Origin of the sequence: Lacrimispora sinapis (assembly GCF_043633585.1) — a bacterium.
GTDB lineage: Bacteria > Bacillota > Clostridia > Lachnospirales > Lachnospiraceae > Lacrimispora > Lacrimispora sinapis.
This window is the reverse complement of record NZ_CP141832.1, coordinates 1,663,920-1,689,800: the sequence shown is the minus strand read 5'-3', so window position 1 is coordinate 1,689,800 and position 25,881 is coordinate 1,663,920. Positions and strand designations below refer to the sequence as shown.

Below are 25,881 nucleotides of genomic sequence, written 5' to 3'. Positions count from 1 at the left end.
GTTATATTCCTTAATAATTAAAATGGCGGGGGTGAAACACCTATAAATTTACCCCCGGGTAAAATAAGTTTCCTCGGACTAATCATCACTGCTAAAACCACACGTCCATTTTTCTTCCAAATCCCCTCAAATCTTTGATTTACCGGGCTTTCCGCGCCAGCAACACCACCGTCTCCACATGCGGTGGAACTTTATTTTTATACTACATGGCGAAACTATTAACTTTTGCCAAAAGGTAATTATGGCATAGGTTGGGGCAAATTTTTACTCCAACCTATGCTATATACTACAATTCTCTATTAAAATCTTTGATTATTACTTCTGCAACAGCCTTTCCTAAAAGTGGTGGAACTGCATTTCCCACTTGTTTCATCTGAGATGACTTATTACCATAAAATATAAATCGATCTGGAAATGATTGGATTCTAGCAGCTTCCCTTACTGTAATACATCTATTTAATGTAGGATGTGTGAACCTTCCTGAAGACGGAGTATCAAATCTCGTAGTAATAGTAACCGACTGTTCATCTGCAATCATCCTTGACCAAGTTCCACTATATATTGATTTGGTAAGCAATTCTTCCGGCAATACCTCTTTACCCATGCCAACAGGGATTAATTTTAATTTTTCAATAGCTTCTTTAGAGTGTCTGGTTGCAACGTGATTATGTAACTCAGTTGCTCCCTTTCTCATATCTTTTTGATAAGCAGAGTTTGGTACAGTTATATAAGGTGATATTTCTTCTCCCTCTCCAGACTCCAAATATTGTAAATCTGAAATAGCTTCATCTATTGTAACCATTGCATTTCTCGCTTTGGGTAATCTTAATATCTGATTTCCTTGTTTCCCAAGAATCATCGCTCTACGCCGTACCTGCGGAACACCAAAAAACGCTGCATTTAGAACATCACAGTCCAGTGAATATCCAATATCACCAAAGAGTTTTTCTATTTCCTTCCTGAATAATCCCTTTTCTGTAGTTAACAAATTCGGTACATTCTCCATAAGAAAATATTTTGGCTTTAAGTATTTCACTACCTCATAATAATATTTAAATAAAAAATTTCTAGGATCATTTATGGTTTTTCTACTACCTTTTTGTGAAAAGCCTTGACATGGTGGCCCTCCTATAACAATATCTATCTTACCAAGATACTTGTTAAATATCTTGGGTATATCTAATTTGGTAATATCTGCTGTAATCATTTCTGTATTGGGATGGTTTTTCTTATAAGCCTGCGCAATACTTTCATCCTTTTCGTTTGCCACCAATATTTCAGCACCTGCCAACATAAATCCATATGATAATCCACCCACTCCAGCAAACAAATCAACTACTCTGAGCATTCTCATCCACCTCGTTAATAACTTCTGTTCTGTATTCTCCTCCATTCATTTCATCTGCCATTCTTTTTAGACAAATTTGAAAATAATTCGGTTGCAATTCAATTCCGATAAAACTTCTACCAGTTCGTTTTGAAACAACACCGGTTGTACCACTTCCCATAAAAGGGTCCATTACGACATCTCCAGGATTAGATAACGTATCAACAAAATGCTGTATTACGCTTTCAGGTTTCTGCGTAGGATGTCCACCATAGCGTTTTTCCCTTTTTGGTGCAACAGAACTTTCTACAAAGTCGTGTAAAGCCTTCCTATCATTGTTAAAAGTTCCTGTTCTTGTAATATTTGTAAAATAAATCCAGCTTTCCACTGAATTTATAAAATGTAAATTCATATTCCTAGGCATAGGATTTGTTTTATGCCAAATACCTGTTGTCTTATAATACAGACCATTACTCTCAGCTATGGATATTATTGACTCAACTTTGATAATTGCCATAAATACAATCATGGAACCACCTTTTTTTAACACTCGTTTAGATTGAGTAAAAAAATCATTCATATGCTGCACCCATTGTTCAAACTCTAAATCATCCCAGCCAGCATCACCAAAAAAATTATCTCGCATTTTTTTTAGATTAGTATCCCTGGCCCTCATAAAATTTCCCAAATTATATGGGGGGTCTGTTACAATTAAATCAACAGAATTGTCTGGAAGTTTTTCCATTTCCTCCAGACAATTTCCATTAATCAATTTTATGCTATTCATTCTTTTAACTCCTCTATGTTAACAGTGATTTTATATGCTCTGAAAAATTTTTTTCATCTGCAATTAATGATAAATCCACTGTTCTTATTTTCAATTCCTTATTACCAGAAGAATTTGTAAATTCATAATCTCCTACTGCACCACTTGCATCTTCTGCCTTAGGATACAGTAATATTGCAGTATCAACTTTATCAATAGCAGAAACATATGCATTCATCTGATATACATCTGACTCTTTTACAAATTTTCTAATTCTCTTCCACTTCGTATCGACTACCATCTTAACTCCACCTGGAGAATATATCAACAAGTCAGGCCTTAAATTTATTCTTTTTGCCGCACTATTTTTGTCAGTTATCAAATAATTTTTAGCACTCTGATACTGTACTTTTCCCCCAAACACTTTTCTATAACTTTTGTAAATAAATTTTTCAAAAACCTTATTCATATCAAACAACATTGACGATACTGTATTCTTTCCATTGTTAATACTAACAGCATACCCATCTAAGAAAAGATATGCATACTGTAAAAGAATTTGTACTCTCTGATTTACTTTTGTTATTTGAATATTATTATTACGCACACTCTTTTCATCCATTTCTTTAACAACATCAAAATAGACTAATGCTGTTACAATTCTCTTGCAGTTTGAATAGTCACAAGAAACTTTTTGCATTACATTCAATACATATTTTAATAACCCATTTACTGGATTATCTACTTCCATTCTTGAATATCTACAAACAAACCTTGTTGGATTTAACAGATTCTTATTAATCTGCTTTGAAAAATCTATGCTTCCCTTTATTGCTGGTAAGTTCCTTGTAACTTTACAATAAGAAGATATAAATCCCTCTTTTATATAATGTTCTATACAATCTAAAAAATTAGCTATTAAAATCTCAATCAGCCCATTTTTAGCAAAGGAAACCTTTGCAGAAACGTTCTTTTTAGTCGGAATATTATTAGCAACTTTGAACATCTGCAATAACACTCGTTTGGTAAAATTCTCATCATAATAATCCGTGACTTTTGGTAAAATCTCAATGGAAAGCCCCGGTAATGCTATTGCTCCAACCCACTGTTGAGGAATTAAAAAATGGTTCCCCCATTTAAAAATACCTCTGTTATTTAAATCTACCATTCTCAGCAAATTTGCATCCTCATATGAAATTTGGGGTTTAGTTTCATCACGAAATTTACCTATATAAACTTTTTGATGTTCCAAAACTGTCAACATCATAATGCCACTCCATTGTATATCTTAATAATTCCAGCTACAATAACATGCTGGTTAACATGATATATTTTCTTAGGTTCAATTACATATTCACCAACAAAATTCAACAACTTATCTGGGTCGAGTTCTTCATGTACATATATAGCATCCTTAACCAAAGCACCAGTGTCATCAATATCATTTAACACCAGTTGTATCTTTTGCAGGTCATCAAAAAAATGTTCTTCCAGTAATGGGATAATTTTTTTAGTAATAACAGAAATTATCTGTCTACCTGTTTCCACCTTCATAAAATATGCATGCCCGATTATATGGTCAGAATCTAACAGCAACTCTATTCTTTTATTTATAACTTTTAGCAATTTAATAACATCTATTCCATCAATATTATGTGGATCAAGTCCTTTCAAAGATATTGCTTTTTCTAGCACATTATAATTACAAGGGAAATTTATAAATTCAAATCTTCTTCTTAACGCCATATCAATTGTCGCAATTGATTTATCTGCACTATTCATAGTTCCAATAATATTAAGATTATTTGGAACCTTAAAAGCAGTCTTTGAATATGGTAATACTGCTTCCAATTCACAATATTGTCCTTCCCTTTTATCCAATTCTATTAAGCTTATTAATTCACCAAATATCTCTGATATGTTTCCCCTATTAATCTCATCAATAAATAACGCATATTGTTTTGCCCTATTTGCACGAGCTTTCTCACATATCCGTTTAAACACACCCGGTTGAGGATCATAATCCAGTAATCTAGTTGTAGGATTAACTGACGGTCTTATTCCCTCAATAAAATCTTCATATGTAAATGATTGATGGAATGTAACAAAATCATATCTTTTTTCAACAGCACCATGTTTCATATAATTACTGATAAAGTTTGGATCATACTCCAGCAACCGTAATCTATCTACAAACCATTTTCCGCCGTCTTCAAAAAATATTCTTGGCTGCCTTCTCGTCAACCCCAGTGGAGAGTCCTGGATAGAATGATCTTCCAACACATCAGAAACAGTTCCACTATATCCCAAACTAAGAGTAGATATTTTTGACATAATATCACTCGAATTCATTGGATTATTATTCTGCATAATCACTAATGCAATCAGAAGCCACTCCGCTGATTTTACTGTATAAGAATCTACTATATCTGCATCATCAATAATATAGTCAGTATATTTTTCAATTTGTTTTTGCATATAATAAGTTTTTCCAGTTCCAGGAGGTCCATAAAAGATTATATTTTCTGCCATTTTTCTACTTCCTTTCCAGCGTCTTTAACCCGTCTAATATAGAATCTTCTTCCTGTATCTTAAAATATAAATCTGGATAAACTGAAGCTGCAACTTTAAATTTTTTCTCAGAAATAAATCCTATTTTTAAAACAAAATTTTCAGCCCCTGGTATTCTTAATTGATCTTTTCTTGGTCTTCCACCTTCTAATCGTTCTCTAGCTTGATTATAGTTGTGACTCATCCCATAATTTCCAACTACATCACATAGAAATCTACCAACCACTGCATTCTCGCAATCTAAAACCACATAACGAATATTATTTGTATTCTTATCAATATCAATTGAACCTCTTCCATCAAACATACCAACAATAAAACTTCTTTGCACTTCTCTTGAAGATGCAAATAACGCACGCTTAACTTCTGGAATCATATCTTCAATAGTCTCAATCCCGCTTGTCTTAAAAAAGGTTCCAAATCCCTGCAATCTATTAAACTTTCCTGAATCAAATCCATTTTTCTTGATTGTCTGCGACATCAGCGTTTCATTAGACAACTTATGAGAAATAGCCTTCACATGTTCGAAATGCTTTTCCAATTCCTCTTGTGTCAAATATCCACTATTATGCCTAACAGGAGCGATATAATATTTTTGTTCTCGCACAGTTACTGCTTCATTCGCAGCAAATAATCCACCTAGAAAATATGCACTTTCATTAATCAAATATTTTGTTCCCATTTCTAAATCAATATTAATCATTTCGTAACTAGGCATGACTTCTTCCTCCACTTTATTCAATAGCACTATTTCCGCTTTTTATCCATTTGTCTAATTCTGATATTTTAAATTTCCATTGTCTTCCAATTTTATGAGCCGGAATATCTGTCTTTTTTATCCAGTTACGAATCGTATCCTTTGTAACCCCTAAGTATTCGGCAACATCTTCAAGATCTGACCATTTTTCATAAATAGTTTCCATCTTTTTTCCTCCTATCACTGTTTCCATTATACTAAGTAACCAGAAAAAGCACAATGTAAATCTAAATATTTCATTTTATCTTTACTTAAATATGAATAATTATAAATATATATAAATAGCTATTTTATTCCTAGTTGAGTAAAGAGGAATAACAAAGGGGACACAATATACCTTATAAGTATGCTTATAAAAACGCCCCTAATGGGCGAAAAAACCAACTAGGATACAATTCCCAGTTGGCATTTCTTCTTACTCCCTCTATTCTTCTTCACTTTTACACTCAATTTCTGTCCCATCCAAAAACACCACCATTAGAGTCCCATCTTCAAATACTTTAACATAATCCAGTACCCGGAGTATGAAATCCGTCTCCATCTTCTTTATTGGTCCGGAATCTCTGGTAAATTCCTGAAAATCTTTTCCCCTATATATCAAAAGCAAATCCTTTCCATTTTTTTGTTCTTCCCACTTCTTCCAAAAGTACTCCTTATTTTCTAAAATTCCATTCCACGCCATAACAAAGGCTTTTTCCAATGTACTCTCCTCCACTTGCCTGTTAGCACACCCCATTACACCTTTCACCTTATACCGCTCACTGCACTGCCATACCTTCCTATCAACACCTCTACTGCTCCGCCAACCTTTCCGAGCAAACACTTTTCCGCATACACCACAAACAATCTTAGAAGCAAAAGGATTCTTCTCCGTATTATTAGAATAAGAATTGGTTTCATGTTCCTGCAGATACCGCTTTCTTCTCTTAATCTCCAACTGCACACATTCCCAAATCCACGGCTCTATAATAGCCTCATGGTCATCTTCAATATAAAACTTCTGTATTTCTCCGTTATTCATAACCCGCTTTTTTGACAGAAAATCCGTTGTATAACTCTTCTGCAGAATGGCATCACCTTTGTACTTCTCATTTTCCAGCATACTCTGCAAAGTAGTGGTCTGCCACTTCGTTCCACCGTCCCAGTTCTTCACGCCTTCCTGTTCAAATATCCGCTTAATGTAATCAACCGTTTTCCCTCTTAAAAACTCCGAATACAACCGCTTAACAACCTGCGCCTGCTTTTTGTTGATAACCAGTTTTCCATTCTCGTCAGTATCATAACCAAGAAATCGTTTGGTGCTCATCTTATGCTGTCCCTTTTCGAATCTCCTGCGTATTCCCCAAGTGGAATTCTCAGAAATAGACCGGCTCTCATCCTGTGCCAGTGAAGAAAGAATAGTAAGCAGTACTTCTCCTTTTGCATCCAGTGTATTTATATTTTCCTTTTCAAAAATGATTCCAATGCCCAACTCCTTCAGCTCCCGTACATAATTCAGGCAGTCCAGCGTATTCCTTGCAAACCTTGAGATGGATTTTGTAATAATCATATCAATCTTCCCTGCCCGGCAGTCTGCTATCATACGTTTAAACTCATCCCTCTTTTTGGTATTGGTTGCCGAAATGCCCTCATCCGCATAAGTACCTGCATACTCATAAATGGGATTCTCATTAATAAATGTTGTGTAATAATTCACCTGGTTCTCATAACTTAATAGCTGTTCTTCTTGTGCGGTTGATACCCTGCAATATGCCGCCACCCGTAACTTCCGCGCACTCTGGCTCATACTCTCGTCCGCTGATGAAATCTGCCTTGCGGGTATAACGGTAATGTTTCTTGCCATGTATGTTCACCTCCTCTACCACCGTTGGTTCTGTAATACTCTTCTTTATGACCTCTGTATTATCCACCCGCACTCCCCGACAGGCTTGTTTTCCCTCTTTAATGTAAGTGCTGCACAGCCACTGAATCTTACCTTTATAAACCATTCTTCGCCGGAGATTCTTTCCGCAATATGGGCAAATCAGCATTCCGCTCAGCGGATATCTGTTCTGGTACTTCTCAGCACCGCCAGTAGCAATATTACGCTCTTTTTTCCGGCGTTCCCGCTCAGCCTGTACCTGGTTCCATTTCTCCTCACTCACGATAGACGGGTGGTTATCTGTGATGTAGTAACTCTGTACTTCCCCGCGGTTTAACCTTGACTGGTTCCTCTTATTCTCTGGCGTGAAGTATTTCTGCAGGTGATAGTCCCCTTTGTATTTTTCATTGTTCAGCACCCCATTTACTGTACTTTCATTCCATTCCGCATCGGTCACAGTCTTTACCCCAAGAAAATTCATCAGGCTTTTCAGTCTGGAATTTCCCAATCCGAACAAGGTCATGTCATAAAGAAAATCCACTACTAATGCTTCTTTCTGGTTAATAACCAATCCACCATACTCATCCTTGTCATACCCCAGGAACCGCTCGGTGTTAATCATGATTTCCCCCTGTTCAAACTTCTTTTTAATGGTCCACTTGTTGTTCTCGCTCATGCTCCGGCTCTCTTCCTGTGCAAAAGAAGCAAGGACGGCAAGCATCATCTCACCGTCCCCGGAAAGGGTGTTGATATTCTGTTCTTCAAAAAAAATACCGATACCCAGTTCTTTCAGCTCTCTTGCAACTTTCAGAACGGTGACGGTATTTCTCGCAAATCTCGATATTGACTTTGTTATGATTAAATCGATTTCCCCTGCCCTTGCTTTTCCCAGCATTTTCTGGAACTGTGGACGGCTCTCACAGTAGCCGGAGATTCCCTGGTCAGCATAGACTCCGGCAAACTCATACTCCGGGTTGGAAGTAATCAGACGCTCATAGGTATCTGTCTGATTTTCCAGCGAGTCCTCCTGCCTTTTGCTGTCTGAAGACACCCTGGCATAAGCACAGACACGCTTTTTCTTTTGTAACCCTTGGAAAACAGGTTCCAGTATTCGGATTTTCATGGGCAATCACTTCCTTCAAAATAATCCCGGACAAACTGCTGAATCCGTTTATATATAGGTTCAGCATCTTCTGGTCCACGGGTGCAGATGACCTCCACACTATTTTCCTTACATACTTCCATAAATTCCATGAACTGTTTCCAATCCCTTGCTATGGTATCCGCTGTCATCGTCACCACCACATCCCACTTACCAGCCCGAATCTCCGACTTTAGCTGGAGGAACTTTTCCCGATTCGGATTTGTACCGGACTCTACCTCAAAGAACAATGTCATTTTCCAGTTCCCTGCTCCGTATCTTCCGTCAAGAACCTTCTGGATTTCCCCCAGAAACTGCGTGTAATCATGGTTGCTATGGTTCATTCTACAGTAGAATGCTGCTTTTTTTACCTTACCTGAAACTACCATAATAATAAGAACTCCTTTCATTTTTTGGTAGTCTATTAATCACTCTGAACCGCTATAAAGTCAAGCAATCCAGCGGTTTCCACCGCCTTTTCTTCTGTTTTATTCCGGGCCTACCAGCATCTAAAAACGGGCAGCATAATCCAAGGAAATCCAGCCATTCCTGTTCTTCTGATAGGATTTCAACAGCCCCCATTTTGCGGCTCCCTGCCCCACAGATTCCTCTACGATGGTAAAGATACCGATTCCGGTAAAACCTGGCTGTTTTCCGTAATTTGTGCCGGGACCATTGCGGATATGCAAATCCGGGATAGACACCTTCACCTTATAGTTTTCAAAAGGCATACTTTCTATAAACTGTACATACTCCTTTCCATAGGAAGAATCGCCCTCATTATCACCAGAACCACCGCTTTGAATCTGCCGCTTGAATTCCTCCCACATGCCCTTCGCCCGGATTTGTGACGGGCAGTTCTTGGCACACACATCATAATGCTGTACCACCCTGTCCGCCGGAATCCCCGTCTCCGCCATCAACTGACGAACAAATGCCACAATGTTTGCAAACGCCTTATTAAAGTCATACCCTGCTTGCACACACATTTCCACACCGATACTATTCTTGTTGTTCACGGTTCCAAACAGCCGCCCGCCATAATTTACCCCTACGTGCCAGCACCCACGCTCATTGGAAGCCGCCTGGTACACCGTGTCACCATCATCCGTATAATAATGAACGGAGGTGCTTAAGTTCCCATAAAACTGTGCTTTGGCATGAGTCAAGGCATCCGCTCCGGCACGGAAGTTGTCAGTATTGTGAATTACGATATACTGCGGATTATTTCTGCTGTAAGTGTTATTAGATGACACATAGTTCCTATTTATCTTCATGATTTTCATTCTCCTCCAACTGCTCCAGGACATCCTTCATCTTCTTTGGAATGGGAAGTCCAATCAAAGCGGCATTTTCCAGAATGGAAATCCCCTCATTGGACAGATAGAAGAAAATCACGGTTGTCCGCAAGACGCTTCCATTCTGAACCACATGGGTGTCAATGATATGTGCCACCGCCACCAGTGAAAAAATCACCACCTTCTTGAAAATCCCACGGAAACCAATCTGACTGGAAAGTTCCTTATTCAAAATTCCAACCATCACTCCGGTCATATAATCCACTACAACAAAAACAATCAGTGCATACAAAAACCCGTCAAAACCGCCCAGTACTGCTCCAAGTGAACCGCCCATGGCGGCAAAAACATACTGCATTGTATTTGCAACATCCTTCATCGTGCTGCCCTCCTTTTATTTTTCTGCACAAAAAAGGCAGCCCGAAAGCTGCCCAGCTACTGTGAAATGGAATATCCTCATTCCTGTGTCAGTGTGTATGTTATCTTCATGGTTTTATCTACTGTCTTCACCACTGCCGAAGACAGATTATTAATAGATGCCAGATAAGGCGTCAGCAGGTACATGGTCCGGTATTCGGAACCGTAGCTTCCACCCCAGCCCAGCAGGAAGTTTTTGTACTGGAATAGTGGCGTTGCCGCATCATTGAGTCTTGCGCTCCCCTGAGTTTGGATAACCTTGTCATCAATCGTAATCTGGAAATCCCCTCCGATAATCAAATCACCAATCAGGATCATATAAACCTCGCAGGTTCCTTTGTCACAAAGCGGTTTCCATTTGGAAGTGAACCCTAAATGAATCAATGTTACATCAGAAGGATTCGCCGTATTAATTTTATATACCCCTTCTTTATTATTTGCCATAACATACAGATATCCCTTCCGCATACAGCATTTCAAAACCCGCTCCGGGTAAGAACCGCTCTCATCCCGGTTTCCCACATCTATAAGCATTGCATTGGAAAGTACCCACTCTTCCTCTGTCATGGAATAATCAGTCTTTGAGATTTTTACCCACACCATGGCAGCACTGCCGGAGGAATTTCCCTCATTGGAAAATCCGTACCAGTAACCATCAGCACCATCTAAAAATTCTCCATAGAGTGTATACTTTCCTAAAAAACGGAAGGTGATGGTCTGGATTACTTGATCCTCCAATACCGTATAGGTGGTATCATCCAGTTTCTCATTCAGTCCGATACTGAAAATGGGAACACGCACTTTACGTATCCGTACAGCAGAATCCTGATAAGTAATCGAGTAAAGCAGGTCATTCTCAAAATTCACTTCCACCGTCTCAAACAGCACCAACTGCTTATCATTGGACAGACTGCCGATATCCACACTCTTTAATTGCAAAAAGGTAGCGCTGTCATCTACCAGGCTTCCATAGGCATTTATCCCGCCCTGTGCACTGGTTAATGCTGCCGCCGCAATCGTTCCATTCCCCTGGCTTGGTGTAAATTCCCATACGAACTTGTAGCCATTCTCCAGTATCTTACTCTCCGTCAGATTCAAACTTCCCCTTGCCACATTTGCCGTAGAATTCACATTGTTGGAAGCATAGGCTACCGGCAGGTTATCTGATGAGGAATAAATATTATCTGCATTCTCGTCCAGTGCTTTGGAGAACAGCAGGATTCCCCCAATCATGTTCGGACAGATGGGAAGTAACCCTTTGTTCCATTCAATCCCGTCAATGCTGGCTGCCGCCTCATAAAAAACCCCCAGCGGGTTCAAACCAAAGATGTGATTCACGGCATTGGTAATCATGTTTTCCTCTTTCACTGTTTTCACTTCCCCGGTATTTACATCCGTAAGTTCCAATGACATCGTTCCTTTTAACTTCATTATAACCTCCTTAACTGGTATCCATGGGTAAGCCAAATGCGCCAATGGAAATCCTGCCCATACTATCAGCCATCTGCCTCTGCACCAATTCCATAGTCTCTATGCCGATGGACTCTGTAAAACCTTTGACCATAAGCCCTGCTGCAAGCCGGAATGCAGAAATGGTTTCTTCTATCGTAATCTTTCCGTCCCAGGCCAAAGCCGCCGCCATGCCCTGTCCGCTGATGGAAGCGATGCAGCCACCCGTTTCTATGGTTCCGCTTCCGCCTTCCATTCTCAGATATACATTGAACGTATTTGTGAAGTTCGGAATCAGATTTTCGATTGGGTAGTACAACGGCAGTACATGCTTTCCGCTGCCCCAGTTCTCTACCGGATAATGAGTCAGAATTTCCTCATCGTTGAATTCGTACTTCACAAAAGCCGAAGCCTTCCCGTCTGCTGAAAACGTGACCGGCAGTTCTACTTTTACGGAAATATCTTGGGTGGTTTCCTTTCCCTCTTCGCCCTGTGCAGGAATGGGAACCACAATGGTTCCTGCTGCCGTTCCGGTCTGCTCCTTCATAGCCGCTGTTACATCTACCAGAACTATGGCAAAAAACTGCACATGGGTTTCCTCTGCCGCAGCAAACTCAATACTGATAATTTTCACACTTGTATCATTCACCGCATACTTGGAAGCATTGGTAAAGGTATGGATTCCTATCTTCCCCGACTCAATCTGGTTCAGCAGACCGGAAATATTCTTGTCGTTCTTAGATTTGGCCTGCGCCAGCCTTGGGTTCTTACCTACGCATTTCAGGGTGTGTTTCCCGTTAATTTTCACCTGATATCCGGTGACGCAGGCTAACTGATTTTCATCCGCATGACCGCCTGAGAACACCAGAACATCTCCTAAGTCCAGTGCCGGATTGCCGATGGTATCTGAATCAAAAGGTACATAACGGATAATAGACAGATCTGTAAGTATATTTTCCAGCAGTGTCTTTCTTGTTTCTTCCAATCCAAACTGCAAAAGTGGATTCACGCCAAGGTTCATAGTTAAACCATCGTCCGGCTCCAATGCGTAATACTCGGAAACCTGTGTCTTGATATTAGTGGAACTAACGGCAGTATACCGGGTAATAAAATCCGAGAAGCTGCTGGAAAACCGTTGCCTGTCAGAAACTGTCATCACAGGCTGATTCCCATATTTGCGAAGCTCCAGCTTTCCTTCCCTGTTGATGCAGAAAAACCCGCCAAGCACCTGTCCCACATAGAACAGCACATCCCGGTATGTTTCAATGTCATTATCCGTATAAACCGACAGCAGCTCTGAGCCATTGGGCATGGCTTCTATCTCTGCCTGAGTGTGTGCCATTTCCACGTTACATGCTTTACAGCACAAAGCCAGGAACGCATAGGCATTTCCTGCCGTTTCAAATTCATTAAAACTTTTCTCAAACCGGAGCATGTAATCATATGCCTTGATTTCCAGACAGCGTATGGTGCGGTTTGCCTCACTGATTTCAAAGATTCCCATAGGGACTTCCTCAGACACACCATCGGACACTTCCAGGTGAAAGCTCACTCTGATTTCCGCCCCCTCCAAAGTATAGCGGTCAATCCCGGAAAGCAGCGTGATTCCCAGTTCCGCTGCATACACCGTTCCGATTTCTATCTCCGTACTTCCGCAGCATTGGCTGGTAATATATCCGGAACCTTTGACAATGTCCTCATTGCTAAAGGTATATTCCATACCTGCTTTTGTGGTAATTTTCCCAGTCCAGCAGAACTTCCGGGTGTTCTCCTGCACCGCTTGTAAAAAGGCTTTGCTTACCGGATACATGAAAACACCACCTTCCTTAGAATTCCCGCAGTGTAAAGGATACCGTCCATAAGCCTTTGTAAGAGGTGTCTTTCACCAGGCTTGCTTTATAACCCTCTATATACATCTCTGTCTTACGGATATCCAGCGTTTCTGTGTCAAAATACTTCACGGTTATCTTGGACTTCCTGCGAAATTCCGTCATGGTCTTTACCCACTTGGGACTTAAGGAAAAGGAAACCGGTATGGTCACCACCCCGCTCCTCACCACATCTCTCTGTGTGGTTCCGGCTTCCGTTTCCCCTCCGGTATCCGCCTCCACATCGGACAATTCCATTTCATAGGAATCCGGCATGGGAAGCGGCACACTGTCAAAGGTCAGATATTGAATGAATGCCATGTTTACCGCCCTCCTGATCTGAGATTCTGCCTGTTCTGTGCATTGACCACCACTTCATCCAGCAGGGTACCGCCAAGGTACACCGGGATAATGATGGTTTCCGCACCGCCCATACTGATTCCGCCTACCGTATCCTTTATGCCGGAAAGCAAGTGACTGATGGAATTAGTGGATGCCGCCTGCTGTGCCATCATATCTGCAGTACGCACCTGCGGGCTGACTACCATATCGGAAGCCACGCCTTTTACGGCGTTTTCCACTAACCCCCGGCTCTTTTCAATGCCCTTTGCCAACCCCTCCATGAAGTCCGGCATCCAGGATTCGTATTCCGTAAGCGGTCCTTCGTCCGGAACGGAGAAATGGAGGAATGCCGCAATCTTGTCCGCTATGCTTTTGACCGCATCCACCACATTTCCAACGGCATTACGGATACCGTCTGCGATTCCATTGACAATATCCACGCCCCAATTCCATGCACTGGAAGCAAGTCCCTTGATATATCCGGCTGCTTTCTCAAACCCATTCTTTACGGCATTGTATACGTTGCTCATGGAACTGCTTATGCCGTTTACGATGTTATTGAAAATATTTGTAACAGTGGTTTTGATGGCATTCAGCACCGTAGATACCGTATTCTTCACAGCATTCCAGGCTGTGCTTACCACGTTCTGTACCGTACTCATGACCGTGGATACTACATTTTTAATACCATTCCATACCGAAGAAACGATGCTCTGAATCGCATTCAGAACGGTGGTAATAACTGTCTGAATCGTATTCCAAGCCGTAATAAGGAATGTCTGCACCGCCGTTACCACTGTTATGACCACTGTCTTGATGGCATCCCAAACCGTAGTGAAAATGGTCTGGATTGCTGTCAGCACCGTGGTGATAATGGTCTTATAAATGTTGAAGTAGGTCGTGACAATAGTTGAAATTACCGTCAACATAGTCTGGAACAGGTTCTTGATACCTTCCCACAAAGCGGAGAAAAATGTGGCAATCCCACTCCAGATGGTCTGTGCCGCCGTGGAAATTCCTGTCAAGATGGTGAAGAAGAACTGGGAAATCGCTGTCCATGCCGCGCTGGCTGTCTGCTTAATGCTTTCCCACAGTCCTGTAAAGAACTCCTTTACCGCATTCCATATGCTGATGCACGCAGCCTTGATTTCATCCCAGTGAGCAATCAACAGCTTACCAATGGCAATCACCGCCACTATCACAGCAATAATAGCCAAGATTGGTACACCCAAACTGGCAATGACTGGAATCAAAGCAGAAATGGCAGGTGCTATCATGCCGGCCAGACTCATTACTGCACTGATTCCCGTGGCAATCTTACCTATGATAATCAGTACCGGACCGACAGCCGCCACAATACCTGCAATGATTACAATCATCTTTTTGGTACCATCTGACAGTCCGGAAAACCATGTGGTGAATGCCTGAATTTTCTCTGCCAGTGCCATAATAATCGGAGCCAGTACACTCATAATGGCAGACCCCAGTTCAATGGCTGTGTTCTTTAACTGGTTTAATGACTTCTGTATAGTGTAAGAATTGGTGTTCAGTTTTCCGAAAGCCGTCTCCGTTGCTCCGGTAGAATTCTGCATCTGTTCCAAGGTTCCATTAAAGGCTGCCGCACTGTCCCCAAGCAGAATCAATCCGGCTTTTCCTGCTTCTGCACTGCCCCATAAATCACCAAAAGCCAGCCCCTGCTCCTTTGCACTATCAGAAATTATCTGCAGTACATCGGAAAGGCTGGCTCCCTCCTGCATCAGTTCCAGAAAGGACTTTCCTGTTTTCTCTTTTAAGGTGTCCGACACCTTCGTGCCGGATTTTCCAAGCTCGTTCAGCATGGAGTTCATGTAGGTAGTGGATTCTGCAGTTGCCACACCATTGGAAGTCATAATGGCATACCCTGCCGCCACCTGCTCCAATGCCACACCATTAGCCTTGGCTGTCGGGATAATCTTACCCATGGAGGAAGACAACTCCCCAACTGTGGTCTTACCGAGGTTCTGTGTCTGAATCAGCACATCGGATACACGGTCCACCTCAGATGCCTCCAAACCATAGGCATTCATAATGGTTGTCAGGACATCCAGCGCACTTCCTGCATCTGCAAAACCAGCCCTTGCCAGTTTGGTCGAATTGGAAACGAAGTTGACCGCATCTCCGGTCTTCTGTCCCGCAGAAATAGCATCATAGACATTACTGGCAATCTCCGTGGAACTGATTCCTGTCTGATTGGACAGGTCAAGAATCGCCTTTTCCAGTTCCGATAAGGGAACCTCTGTGGTATCCGCAATGGTATTCACCTTCGCCATGGCATCCTCAAAATCCATCGCCATCTTGGCAGATGCCCCGCCGGCCGCAGTAATGGCTGCGGTAACAGGGAGCAGCTTCTTTCCGGCGGAAGCAGCGGCATCTCCGAACTTCCCAATCTTCTCCGCCGCCTGCGTAAATCCTGACAGGGAGGTATTAGTCTCCTTTGCCTGCTTTTCCAGGTCCTTTAAATTCTGCTCGGTTTCGATGATTTCCCTTTGCAGGGCATCGTACTGATCTTTGGTAATCTCGCCGCGTTCAAACTGTTGCTGTACCTGTTGCTGCGCAGATTTCAACGCCTCCAGCTTATCTTTCGTCTCCCCGATTGCATCTGTCAAAAGCCTTTGCTTCTGTGCCAGCAGTTCCGTATTGTGGGGATCCAGCTTTAAGAGTTTCTCCACATCCTTTAGCTGGGTCTGGGTGTTTCTGATTTCCGAATTGACACCCTTTAAAGCAGTTGTAAGTTTGGTGGTATCTCCGCCGATTTCCACCGTAATCCCTTGTATGCGGTTGGCCAATGGATACCCCTCCCTTACGTTTGGACGTAAATGGTAAATAACCCGTCCAGGTCAATAAGTTCGCCGCCCGATTGGGGCGGCGGTATATTTACCGTGTTTTTAGTTTTCTACATCGATCTGGCAATTCATCTGACCAAGGCATTAATTCTGCCAGTTTGTTTTCTGGAACATTATTCCTTGGATAGTGCATTAACTGTTCTAGCAGATATGAGAAGTACTCATACGGTTTAAGATTATTCGCTTTTGCTGTTTCAGCAATACTATATAAGGCAGCGCTAGCCTCTGCGCCGTTCTTCGAATCGATGATGTGCCAGCTGTGTTTACCAACACAGAATGAACGGACACTTCTTTCTGCATCATTGTTATCAAGAGGTATTTCCGGATCCTCCAGAAATACTCTTAAAAACTGTTCCTGATGGATGGAATAATTAAGAGCACCTGCCAGTTTTGAACTTTTATCCAGTCCCGTTTTACCGGCATACTCTTTTACCCACTCAAAATAAGCATCCACAAGAGGCTTGACTGAGTTTTTTCTATGATCCAGCCTTTCCTCATCGAATGATTTTTCATACATATGATCTACATGATAGATTGCAGCAATTCTTTTTACTGCTTCAGCTGCTATTTTCTGTCCAGATGTGGAAGGGCCGTTTTTTCCACTGGCTTTTACAATCTCAGCGAATCGTCTTCTGGCATGAGACCAGCATCCGGCAACCTTCAGATCATCAGACCGTTCTTTCGCCAGGGTGTGATATACCTGATAACCATCTGTTACAAGAGTCCCTTTGTATCCTTTTAGGAATTCTCTTGGAGCGGCAGTTCCTCTCGTCCCTGGATACTCGTAAAGGAAAACCGGTGGTTTTTCTGAACTGCCAGGTGAATGGTAGACCCACATGTACTGCTTGCTTTTCTCCGGCATTACAAAGGGGGTCTCGTCACAGTGTATATGATGGCTTTTCATAATCTCTGCCTTCATCATGTCACGTACCGGGCCAAGATAGTATTGATAAATACGGATCAGCCAGCCGGCCATGTCTTGTCTTGGAATGTTAACATCATTTCTTAAAAACTCTTCAGAAAGCCGGTTTAATGGTACTGCATTGACATATTTGGCGTTAATGATGGCGCCTGCCAGTTCCGGGGTAAGTATGCTGTGACTTAATAAACGCAGAGGAACCTCTGCGCGAAGAATCCCGCCGTTATCATGATTTCCGGCATATACTTTGATGTGATGCTCCAGTACTTCGAAGTGAGCCGGTACATACTTTAACTCTTTGTATATTTCATCTGGCAGATTATGCCATCCCTTGGGGAAATGTTCTGAGAGCTCTTTTTCCGTACGTTCATGTGAAACGACGATAGTATCGATATCCTTCAGATTAATATCACGCTTTCCCTTGGAACGAGGCTTGCGCTTACGAACAAGGACTGTTTCCATATCCAGTTCTTCGGAAATTCCATTCTCAGTCAGTGACTCAGCCTCATTGAAGATACACAGATTTTCAAAGTCAAAAGATAATTGCCCTTCTGTCGGCAGAGTCTTCTCAGATTTCCTGCCAAACCGATTCTGTGTAAGAATGGAGATTTGTTCCTTCATACTTTCAACTTGATGGAGCATCTGCTCATTCTGCTTTTGAATGGTAGTATTCTGCTCCGAAATAAGCTGGAAACTTTCATGCAGCTGCAAGTATAGCATAACAATCATATCTTTAGAGAGATTATTCAGTTCATCCTTAGTAATAGTAATCTTTTCCATAGGATTATTATACCATGAAAAGCTCTGAAATTCAGTATATTTCTGGTGTTTTTTAGCTTTAGGATAAAGGATTTAGCTGTCAAGATACTTTGTATAGTCGGGAGTTAATAGATCTCCGGTTTTACCTTGGATATCCTCCTTTTCTGCTCAATGGAAAGCCCCTCCATCAGCCATCGGAATTGCTGGTGGGTAATTGATTGTGCTTCCTGGGTACTGCGTGGCCAGTTTAGATGACCGTTTGTTAGTCTCTTATATAAAAGCAGCCAGCCGTCACCCTCATACAAAAGTGCTTTCATCCGGTCTGTTTTTCTTCCGCAAAACAGGTAAATACTTCCGGGTTCCGTTGGATCAAGCCCAAAAGAGCCACTGATGATAGCTGCCAGTCCATCCACCCCTCGGCGCAGATCCACATATCCAGTACAGATATAAATGTGCTTAAAACCAACAGCATCATTAAGCATTACGAACCACCTTCAGCACTCTGGAGAGAAGTTCCATTGAAGTTGATTCACTAACTCCCAATATAGTATTTCCAATAGCAATGGTCATTTGATAAGTAGAAAGATTTTCACTTATTGAAACAGGAACAGTTTTTTCCTGGAGAGTCGGCAGTTCAACAAAGCTGTTATGTATCAGAGCAGCTTCTTTTACTTTTCTTAGCCAGTAGTAATAGGCATGACGTGATAGCTGGTGCTGTTCACAGTATTCATTGACGTTCAGACCACTTTGACAACGGTCTTTAATAATTCTGGTCCACTCACTGAGTCGGATCTGGTTGGTTGCAAGTCTTGTGTCCATGTGGAGTTCCTCCTTGAGTTCTGTGTGAAAGTTTGTTAGAAACTTTTTCAACTTTACACCATTATCTCAATTTTATGAGGAATCCAAAAGTAGACGAGTTATTTACCATTTACGTTTGGACAGAAAAAATGAGCCAATTAAGGCTCAACAATGTATAGAAAAGACACCTGCCATTTCTGACCGATGCCTATGTATTATTGTTTATAATATTCAATTTCTAATCAAAATAATTTAAATCCAAAAATGCTATCTTATCATACTTAATCTGATAAGTGTCTAATACGTCCTCAAACGCAAACATTCCTTTATTTTCATATAAGAAATCTTTGAATAAATTTGGAGTCTTCTCTACATTAGAGTTCTTCAAAACTTTTGTGATAAATTTCATCCATTCTTCAATAGGCAAATCATAATGATAGTCGTCTGCTTCTTCAAAATGAATTGTAACCCCAACAACACAGTCTTTGCTATCTGTCCAGATTACATAATCCACCATAGTTGAAACTTTAATCCGTTCACCATGCTGAAATCCCAGCTTTAACCAATCATCACTATACATATATTGAACCAATCTCCTTTATAACTTGGAATTTGTGTGTACTCAACTGAATTTTGAAACAATCTATTATTCTTGTTTTTGCTGGATTTTTCTTAAAATTTCATGTTCCTCTTTAATAGCATTCCAATATAATGCTTGTGTGTCATATGCATACTTTACTTCCGCATATTTCACTGAATTATAAATGTTATTACTATCTTTCAGATATGTCTTAGGTTCGATTATAATAATACTAAAACTACTAAAACGTTCAAACATATCTCTGTATTTTTGACATCTTACATCTAATCCATACTGGACTACAAATACCTTTTCATGAAATTGGCTTTTCCATGGTCTAGTATCTTTTGAAGTTATTGGTAGCATACATTTTATATCAGATATAATTTCTTCTGATATATTACTTGCACTGGCAACTTGTAAACAAATCCATTGATTCTTTTCAGTTCCACCGAGCAAAGCCCACACTTTCTTCTCTTTACATCCCGATTTTATATTCTTAAATATCTTTTTTCGTTCATTTTCATCCAGAATGTCTCCTTTGCTAAACTGGCATAGCACACCTAAACCTGTATTCTCTTTATTATAAGCTTTTAAATCTATTTCTCTGCATCCGTATGGATATTCTGAATCGTATATATTATTATTCATTCTTTGCCCTTGTAATAGTTATTTATAAAACAACAAATTCCAATTTTTCGCTCCGTTCAACATTTCAATAAACTGGGATTTTTATATCCAATGATGTTATCCCATTAAATTTAGTATATATTTCATTGCCTTCATATATAAAATCACATTTTTTCAAAACTGCACTAGGTTTAGTATTAGTGAATCGTACCAAATCATTTACTTAACTCAATAAATACGTTTCCAACCAATCATACTTATCTTTAATGGATTCCTGCAATTCTTTTGTTTCTCTCTTCACATTTCTTTCTATGTTGCATAATTGAAGAGCATTTCCTACAACATACTCACTCTCCAATTGATTCATACCCAGCTTCACACTATTCAAATAATTCAAATATATAAAACCATCCATATCACGACACAAGATTTCGCCATTAAGCATTCTTTGTGTAGGATCTTTACGATACTTATTTTCGTTAAATGCATACAAATCTTCTGCATATTCAGGATCTACAATAACTCTTGGAAATCTTGCTTTCTTTGATTCTAAAAAGTAAGCTCGATTCATTGCTGGTCCAAACCAAATATTCCTTTCATTGTCATAAAACAAATTACCATGTGTAATTGCTCCACGAGCAATAAACCCATTCTTTAAAAATTCATACAATACTTTTTCTGTGTTATAACAAGCAATTCCCATTAGCTCATATATGTCTTTTCGACTATCTTCGATATCATCTTTATAGTCATAAATGATGTATGCACAATCTGAAAACACATGCGTTTCTCTCTTGTAAACAGTCCATTTATGAGTTTTGTCCAATTCCTTCTCTCGTTCTACCATTGCACTGAAAATACTCATAACATTGTACCATTCATCAAAATTTTCTCTATTTTGTGAGCCTAAAATATCAATGAATATGATTACTACTTTTCTAAATTTTTGCTCCATGTAAACACCACACCTTTCTACATGATATATTATTTTTCTATGATTTGTTCCATTTTTCTACATCATATTGTTTCATCTTCTCCCCCAACAAATTCAAATTTATTAACAATTTTCCAATAAATATCTCTAAGGATAAATATGTAATTGTATTAAGCCAATTTATCAATATCATTTGTCTCAATCTTTGTATTTCCACCTAGTGCAGACGCCAGCACCGCAGTGATAATACCAACAGCCGTCGCACCAACTACCACCATTGTAGCAATGAACTTTTTATTCTCTGAGTCTTTTTCATCCATCATTTTTGAGATTTCAAACATCTTATCAATGATATACTTTCTTTCTTCAAACAAAAGATTCTCATCCTCAAGTTGTTTTTGTAAAACCTCAATTATCGATTTACACGAATCATAGTACGATTGAACACTTTCCGTATTTGACTCTAAACCTTTATCCAATGTATCTTTATATCCAACCAACATTTCCTTTGCTGTGTTAGAAAACTCTGGGAATTGTTCTAACGCCTTCTTAGCCACCTCTGGATCCATCTTATCTAGCATTGATGCCATAGTAATAACCTTATCTTTTGTAAGATGTCGAAAATCCTCAATATCTAATTTTCTTAATACTTTCTGTTCCGTTAATGGTCTGCTCATAATGGCTCTCCCTCCTTGCAAAAACGACAAATTACTGTTTCCCGCTGATTCCATCAGCCGCTTTCTGCTACCAGTATAGCAGGAAACGGCTGCTCTATCAACGCAAATCAGAACTTATCCATATCGTCCTGAGTTGCGAGCTGGGCATACTTACACTCATCATTCCTACTCTCCGCATACATGTCATTAATCAGCCCAATGGAAAGCTGTTCCAAATCTTGCATAGTAAGTCCCAACTGCACACACCGCAGGAGGAACAGCGGCGTTGTCATTTCACGCTCTGTTGGGCGAAGTTTTTTTTAGCCTCCACATCTGTCTGCACATTCAATCCCCACAACTCTATCAGCTTCGGAAGCACCTGGTAAATGGAAAATGTATTAAATCCATCCAGCCATTCCTCCGGCGTGTCGGGAATAGAACCATCTGCATGTTTCGCCATCACAAATGCAATGTTCTCAAACATCTCCAAAGAAAACAGGTCAAGCCCGGACTCCCCTTCTTCCGAGCCATTCACACTCTGTTCCAACGCCCGTAAATCCTTATAAATATCCCTCTGGAACTTCAAGCGGTAAATTCGCGGAATCGCCGCTGACGCCTTAAATAAAACATCCTTTCCGTCAATCTCAATCGTCCTGATAATGCTCATGTCCTTTCCTGCCTCCTATGATTTTTTCGTTTCTGATTCTTTTTCTGCTGTTGCTGCCGCTGTCCTACTTATAGCCTGTGCTGAAAGAGCAGATACCTGTGTCGCTTGCACCGCTGGAGTACTGGCGGGCATATACACCGCCTCATACCACTTATCGTACACAGCCTGTGTGGTGGCATCCCCGGTCTTTGCCTTCACATACCCGCTTGCCAATGGTCTTGCTTTAATGGTCAGCGTTTCTGTCTGCACTTCTTTGGATTCCTCATTGGTCTTTGACTCAATCTTCGGTCTGGATGCAGAACAGTTATATAGCACATGGCGGATTTTCTTCACGTCCCCATCAAACTCAAAGAGCAGGGCAAAGCTGCCTGTCTCCGAATTGCAGTTTTCTACCAGCACCTTGTTAGCATCTGTTTCTTCCTTCAAAATGTCCGTGCGGAAGGACTCCGGAATCATAGCAAGCTCTAAATCCCCGTCATAGCCCATGTTGTTATTGATAATGTAATACTCAATGCCGTCCGCATAAAAGGATTCCGGCTCTCCGTTGGGATCCAGGCTGATGGACACTGCTCCCGGAAGTGCCGCCGGAGTCCCAAATGTACTCTCCCCATTTTCTCCTGCCTTAATCGGTGCATAATGGGCATTGCACAGATTGAACTTCACTTTATTTTCCACTCACTAAACCTCCATTTCATATAGTACCTCGTACAGATTTTCTGACTCAATCCATACTTCGCTTTTCCCATAAAAAATGCCATGCCTGGTAAGTACAGCCTCGACCTGTTCTTCCAGCTCTATGGATTTTTCATCGGTATACAGTTCCAGATGCAGTCGGTTCACTTTGAAATAAGCGATCCCGTCCGCCGCAAAATTGTTAGCGCCCGGATAAAGAAAGACTAAAAAGGGCGGATCAGGGGACAGTCCCTCTACAAAATGGTCATAGGCAAAGGGCAGTCCTGTTTCCTCTGCCATTGCCACTACCTGTTCATGGTTCATCCCGAAAGCCCCCTTTCGATTCTGGAAACTAGTTCTTCTGCTCCTCTCTGTTCCGCCGGAGCAATATGTGGAATGGCAGCCACCCGTCCGCCTCCCCGTTTTGCATGCCCATGTTCCAGAAGATGTGCAATCTGATATCGATCACGGCTGTGTACCACCATGGTGAGGGAATTGGCATTTTCCTTCACCTTTTTCGCCGCCCAGCTTTTCTTGTACTTTCCGGTACGCACGGGGGCATTTTCCTGGATTTCTTTCTTCACAGACTTACTGGTTTCTGTGACACATTCCTTCATTACTTCATTGGATAAATCTGCATACTCAGACATGGACTGTGCGATGGCATCTGCCATCTGGTCCACGTTCACCCTTCGCTCTGCCATATCCTACCTCTTTCCTTTCTCTGCCCGCAGCTTGATGGTTTTCTTCTGATACTGCATGAAATCCACGAAGGTGATATTGTAAACTTCCCCTTTGAACATAATCCGGTATAAGGTGCTGTCCATGGATTCCAGTTCCCTGCAGTACCGCACAATAAAATAGAGGGAAGCCTCCTGGTTCACCTGTGCCGCCTCCCAGTATTCCCGACCGGACAGGTTATTTACATAAGCGTGGCAGGAATAGTAATCTACCCATACATTCTTCTGGTTTCCGATCTTATCCTTCGTGATGTTATTTTTCTGGATCAAGATACGCTCCCGCCACTGTCCGATCTTCATCAGAACACCTCGTCCCTCTGCCCGAACAGCAGGCACTTCAGCATCAATGTCAAATCTTTGAAATCCGCCTGCTCCCGGTTCTCGTACAAGTAGGAAATGCCATACAGCACGGCTGTCTTCACCGGATCCGGCACTTCCTCCATCTCCTCAAACGTCCGGTGTAAAATGTCACTGCACAGACTTTCTGATGTGGCACACAAGGCCAGCAGGAAATCGTCCTCACCGGTGCTGTCAATCCGTACATATTCCTTGATTTCTTCCAATGTGGCTACCATAGATGTCTCCTTTCCATACAAAAAAAGACCTGCCCACTAAAGCAAATCCTAAAAATTGATTCAGGTACCGCTTGCTGCCTTCATGGCCAGCACTTTCACCGCTTCAGGCAGAATCAGCTTACCGTCCACTCTCTGGCTTCCAAGGAAGCCAACCTGACCGTTGGCTGCAAATAACTCATTCAGACGTTTAAAGGAACGCCCCTGTCTGTCGGCAATCCAGTAATACTTGAAATCACCAAAAGCAATGACTTTTCCTCCTGCTGCAATGGCCGGTGCATAAGCAGAAGTCACTACGGGACGGTTTAAAACCGTATCCGGCTGTCCTGCCTGCACGGAAGGCTGCCAGATATAGGTCCCGTTATTGTCCTTCAGCTTACGGAGTGTCTTTACCGTGGAATCGTTCATCACAAAAGTGGATTTCTTACGGTACGGGCTTTTCACAGAATAGAACAGATCCATCACATCATCAAAAGTAATGTTTGCCGTGGCTGTGGTCACACCCTCAGAAGCTCCGCCGATGGGATTGAAAATTCCGGTAGGTTTCCCCTTACCATCGCCCACAAGGAATGCTTCCTCCTCTTTCGCACCGATTCTTCTTGAAAACTCATTGGAGATATAGGCTTCCATGTTAAACACGCTGTCATTCAACAACTCGTCAGAGACTTTAATCATGGTTGCCACCTTATAAGCCGCAATGGATACCTGTCCAAAAGAATCATCAGATTCCGGAATCTGTCCTTCCTCATCTACCCATGAAGCCTCTCCCTTGGTAGCCACCACCGGAATTTTCCGGTCACCGCTGGAAGTCTGGATTATGGTTGCTAGAGTACGAAACACGTTTTCTTCCTCCAGTCCCTGCACCAGCGTCTGCTCAAACTCATCCGGCACTAAATATCCGCCCTCGGAGTCCGTACCAATCTGCAGTGCATTATTCACATCGTAGTAATTCTTCTTACGCATGGCGTTCCAGAACTCCCTGCGGTATTCCATAGCTGCCCTGCCCGTCTTTTCTTCACCGGATGGATTTCCATTCGGTTTGTTGGTAATCGGTGTACTGGTTGGCTTTGACAGTTCCAGATCAATGGCAGCCTGGCGTTCCAGACGCTCAATCTCTTTGCCCAGGTTCACCACATCTGCCTCCATTTTTTCATACGCGGCAGTATCCTCCGTACTAAGGCAGCCGTCCTCACTGCGCTTCTCATCCAGGAATTTCTTCGCCGCTTCCCACGCTTTTGCTCTTTTTTCCCTTAATTCTAAAATCTGTTTCATGGA

Annotated in this window: 29 protein-coding genes; all 29 read right to left on the bottom strand. The window is 41.5% G+C overall.

Annotated features, from left to right (window positions below):
- Positions 1 to 286 precede the first annotated feature (286 nt).
- The 29 genes from VIG27_RS07805 to VIG27_RS07665 all read right to left on the bottom strand — a co-directional run bounded on the left by VIG27_RS07805 (position 287) and on the right by VIG27_RS07665 (position 25,878).
- On the bottom strand, positions 287 to 1,393 hold the full coding sequence (locus VIG27_RS07805; protein ID WP_394526932.1) for a DNA cytosine methyltransferase: 1,107 nt from the start codon (positions 1,391 to 1,393) through the stop codon (positions 287 to 289).
- The gene (locus VIG27_RS07800) at positions 1,332 to 2,114 is read right to left on the bottom strand and encodes a DNA-methyltransferase (RefSeq protein WP_394526927.1); all 783 of its coding nucleotides are present in this window, start codon (positions 2,112 to 2,114) and stop codon (positions 1,332 to 1,334) included. The genes VIG27_RS07805 and VIG27_RS07800 overlap by 62 nt, the downstream gene beginning before the upstream one ends.
- Positions 2,115 to 2,127: 13 nt before the next feature.
- Positions 2,128 to 3,360, bottom strand: coding sequence for an McrC family protein (locus VIG27_RS07795; RefSeq protein ID WP_394526924.1), 1,233 nt, complete (start codon positions 3,358 to 3,360; stop codon positions 2,128 to 2,130).
- Complete coding sequence (locus VIG27_RS07790; RefSeq protein ID WP_394526921.1) at positions 3,357 to 4,625, bottom strand: McrB family protein; 1,269 nt, start codon at positions 4,623 to 4,625, stop codon at positions 3,357 to 3,359. The genes VIG27_RS07795 and VIG27_RS07790 overlap by 4 nt, the downstream gene beginning before the upstream one ends.
- A gap of 4 nt (positions 4,626 to 4,629) precedes the next feature.
- Entirely contained in the window at positions 4,630 to 5,382 is a 753-nt protein-coding gene (locus VIG27_RS07785; RefSeq protein WP_394526919.1) for a hypothetical protein, read from the bottom strand.
- A 16-nt stretch (positions 5,383 to 5,398) separates the two neighbouring features.
- A complete protein-coding gene (locus VIG27_RS07780; protein WP_394526917.1) occupies positions 5,399 to 5,587 on the bottom strand; it encodes a helix-turn-helix domain-containing protein in 189 nt (62 codons plus the stop codon).
- 258 nt (positions 5,588 to 5,845) lie between these two features.
- On the bottom strand, positions 5,846 to 7,207 hold the full coding sequence (locus VIG27_RS07775; protein WP_394527449.1) for a recombinase family protein: 1,362 nt from the start codon (positions 7,205 to 7,207) through the stop codon (positions 5,846 to 5,848).
- Positions 7,125 to 8,405: a recombinase family protein gene (locus VIG27_RS07770; RefSeq protein WP_394526914.1), complete on the bottom strand. Its 1,281-nt coding sequence runs from the start codon at positions 8,403 to 8,405 to the stop codon at positions 7,125 to 7,127. Before VIG27_RS07770 ends, VIG27_RS07775 begins: the two co-directional genes overlap by 83 nt.
- Positions 8,402 to 8,812: a recombinase family protein gene (locus VIG27_RS07765; protein ID WP_394526912.1), complete on the bottom strand. Its 411-nt coding sequence runs from the start codon at positions 8,810 to 8,812 to the stop codon at positions 8,402 to 8,404. The genes VIG27_RS07770 and VIG27_RS07765 overlap by 4 nt, the downstream gene beginning before the upstream one ends.
- A 120-nt stretch (positions 8,813 to 8,932) precedes the next feature.
- On the bottom strand, positions 8,933 to 9,700 hold the full coding sequence (locus VIG27_RS07760; RefSeq protein WP_394526909.1) for an N-acetylmuramoyl-L-alanine amidase family protein: 768 nt from the start codon (positions 9,698 to 9,700) through the stop codon (positions 8,933 to 8,935).
- Positions 9,687 to 10,100 (bottom strand): phage holin family protein, encoded by a 414-nt coding sequence (locus VIG27_RS07755; protein ID WP_394526907.1) that lies wholly within the window; start codon positions 10,098 to 10,100, stop codon positions 9,687 to 9,689. The genes VIG27_RS07760 and VIG27_RS07755 overlap by 14 nt, the downstream gene beginning before the upstream one ends.
- 77 nt (positions 10,101 to 10,177) lie before the next feature.
- Positions 10,178 to 11,569: a hypothetical protein gene (locus VIG27_RS07750; RefSeq protein WP_394526905.1), complete on the bottom strand. Its 1,392-nt coding sequence runs from the start codon at positions 11,567 to 11,569 to the stop codon at positions 10,178 to 10,180.
- A gap of 10 nt (positions 11,570 to 11,579) precedes the next feature.
- On the bottom strand, positions 11,580 to 13,397 hold the full coding sequence (locus tag VIG27_RS07745; RefSeq protein WP_394526902.1) for a hypothetical protein: 1,818 nt from the start codon (positions 13,395 to 13,397) through the stop codon (positions 11,580 to 11,582).
- A 16-nt stretch (positions 13,398 to 13,413) separates the two neighbouring features.
- Positions 13,414 to 13,776 (bottom strand): hypothetical protein, encoded by a 363-nt coding sequence (locus tag VIG27_RS07740; RefSeq protein WP_394526900.1) that lies wholly within the window; start codon positions 13,774 to 13,776, stop codon positions 13,414 to 13,416.
- Between the two features lie 2 nt (positions 13,777 to 13,778).
- Positions 13,779 to 16,622, bottom strand: a complete 2,844-nt coding sequence (locus VIG27_RS07735) for a phage tail tape measure protein (RefSeq protein ID WP_394526897.1) — start codon at positions 16,620 to 16,622, stop codon at positions 13,779 to 13,781.
- Positions 16,623 to 16,710: 88 nt separating this feature from the next.
- Positions 16,711 to 18,378, bottom strand: coding sequence for an IS66 family transposase (gene tnpC, locus VIG27_RS07730; protein WP_394526893.1), 1,668 nt, complete (start codon positions 18,376 to 18,378; stop codon positions 16,711 to 16,713).
- Between the two features lie 104 nt (positions 18,379 to 18,482).
- Positions 18,483 to 18,839 carry an IS66 family insertion sequence element accessory protein TnpB gene (tnpB, locus tag VIG27_RS07725; RefSeq protein ID WP_394523288.1) on the bottom strand — a complete coding sequence of 119 codons (357 nt, stop codon included), beginning with the start codon at positions 18,837 to 18,839 and terminating at the stop codon, positions 18,483 to 18,485.
- Entirely contained in the window at positions 18,832 to 19,176 is a 345-nt protein-coding gene (gene tnpA, locus VIG27_RS07720) for an IS66 family insertion sequence element accessory protein TnpA (RefSeq protein ID WP_394523289.1), read from the bottom strand. The genes tnpB and tnpA overlap by 8 nt, the downstream gene beginning before the upstream one ends.
- A gap of 217 nt (positions 19,177 to 19,393) precedes the next feature.
- Positions 19,394 to 19,735 (bottom strand): hypothetical protein, encoded by a 342-nt coding sequence (locus VIG27_RS07715; RefSeq protein WP_394526891.1) that lies wholly within the window; start codon positions 19,733 to 19,735, stop codon positions 19,394 to 19,396.
- A 66-nt stretch (positions 19,736 to 19,801) separates the two neighbouring features.
- Positions 19,802 to 20,386 carry a hypothetical protein gene (locus VIG27_RS07710; RefSeq protein ID WP_394526889.1) on the bottom strand — a complete coding sequence of 195 codons (585 nt, stop codon included), beginning with the start codon at positions 20,384 to 20,386 and terminating at the stop codon, positions 19,802 to 19,804.
- A 202-nt stretch (positions 20,387 to 20,588) separates the two neighbouring features.
- Entirely contained in the window at positions 20,589 to 21,320 is a 732-nt protein-coding gene (locus tag VIG27_RS07705; protein ID WP_394526887.1) for a hypothetical protein, read from the bottom strand.
- 149 nt (positions 21,321 to 21,469) lie between these two features.
- The gene (locus tag VIG27_RS07700; protein WP_394526884.1) at positions 21,470 to 21,976 is read right to left on the bottom strand and encodes a hypothetical protein; all 507 of its coding nucleotides are present in this window, start codon (positions 21,974 to 21,976) and stop codon (positions 21,470 to 21,472) included.
- 268 nt (positions 21,977 to 22,244) lie between these two features.
- Complete coding sequence (locus VIG27_RS07695) at positions 22,245 to 22,622, bottom strand: hypothetical protein (protein WP_394526882.1); 378 nt, start codon at positions 22,620 to 22,622, stop codon at positions 22,245 to 22,247.
- Between the two features lie 15 nt (positions 22,623 to 22,637).
- Positions 22,638 to 23,297, bottom strand: a complete 660-nt coding sequence (locus VIG27_RS07690; RefSeq protein ID WP_394526879.1) for a major tail protein — start codon at positions 23,295 to 23,297, stop codon at positions 22,638 to 22,640.
- Between the two features lie 3 nt (positions 23,298 to 23,300).
- Positions 23,301 to 23,618 carry a hypothetical protein gene (locus VIG27_RS07685; RefSeq protein WP_394526877.1) on the bottom strand — a complete coding sequence of 106 codons (318 nt, stop codon included), beginning with the start codon at positions 23,616 to 23,618 and terminating at the stop codon, positions 23,301 to 23,303.
- Positions 23,615 to 23,998 (bottom strand): HK97 gp10 family phage protein, encoded by a 384-nt coding sequence (locus VIG27_RS07680; RefSeq protein WP_394526875.1) that lies wholly within the window; start codon positions 23,996 to 23,998, stop codon positions 23,615 to 23,617. The genes VIG27_RS07685 and VIG27_RS07680 overlap by 4 nt, the downstream gene beginning before the upstream one ends.
- A 3-nt stretch (positions 23,999 to 24,001) precedes the next feature.
- The gene (locus VIG27_RS07675; RefSeq protein WP_394526873.1) at positions 24,002 to 24,334 is read right to left on the bottom strand and encodes a phage head closure protein; all 333 of its coding nucleotides are present in this window, start codon (positions 24,332 to 24,334) and stop codon (positions 24,002 to 24,004) included.
- Positions 24,334 to 24,609, bottom strand: a complete 276-nt coding sequence (locus VIG27_RS07670; RefSeq protein ID WP_394526871.1) for a head-tail connector protein — start codon at positions 24,607 to 24,609, stop codon at positions 24,334 to 24,336. Before VIG27_RS07670 ends, VIG27_RS07675 begins: the two co-directional genes overlap by 1 nt.
- 60 nt (positions 24,610 to 24,669) lie before the next feature.
- The gene (locus VIG27_RS07665) at positions 24,670 to 25,878 is read right to left on the bottom strand and encodes a phage major capsid protein (protein ID WP_394526869.1); all 1,209 of its coding nucleotides are present in this window, start codon (positions 25,876 to 25,878) and stop codon (positions 24,670 to 24,672) included.
- Between the last annotated feature and the right edge of the window lie 3 nt (positions 25,879 to 25,881).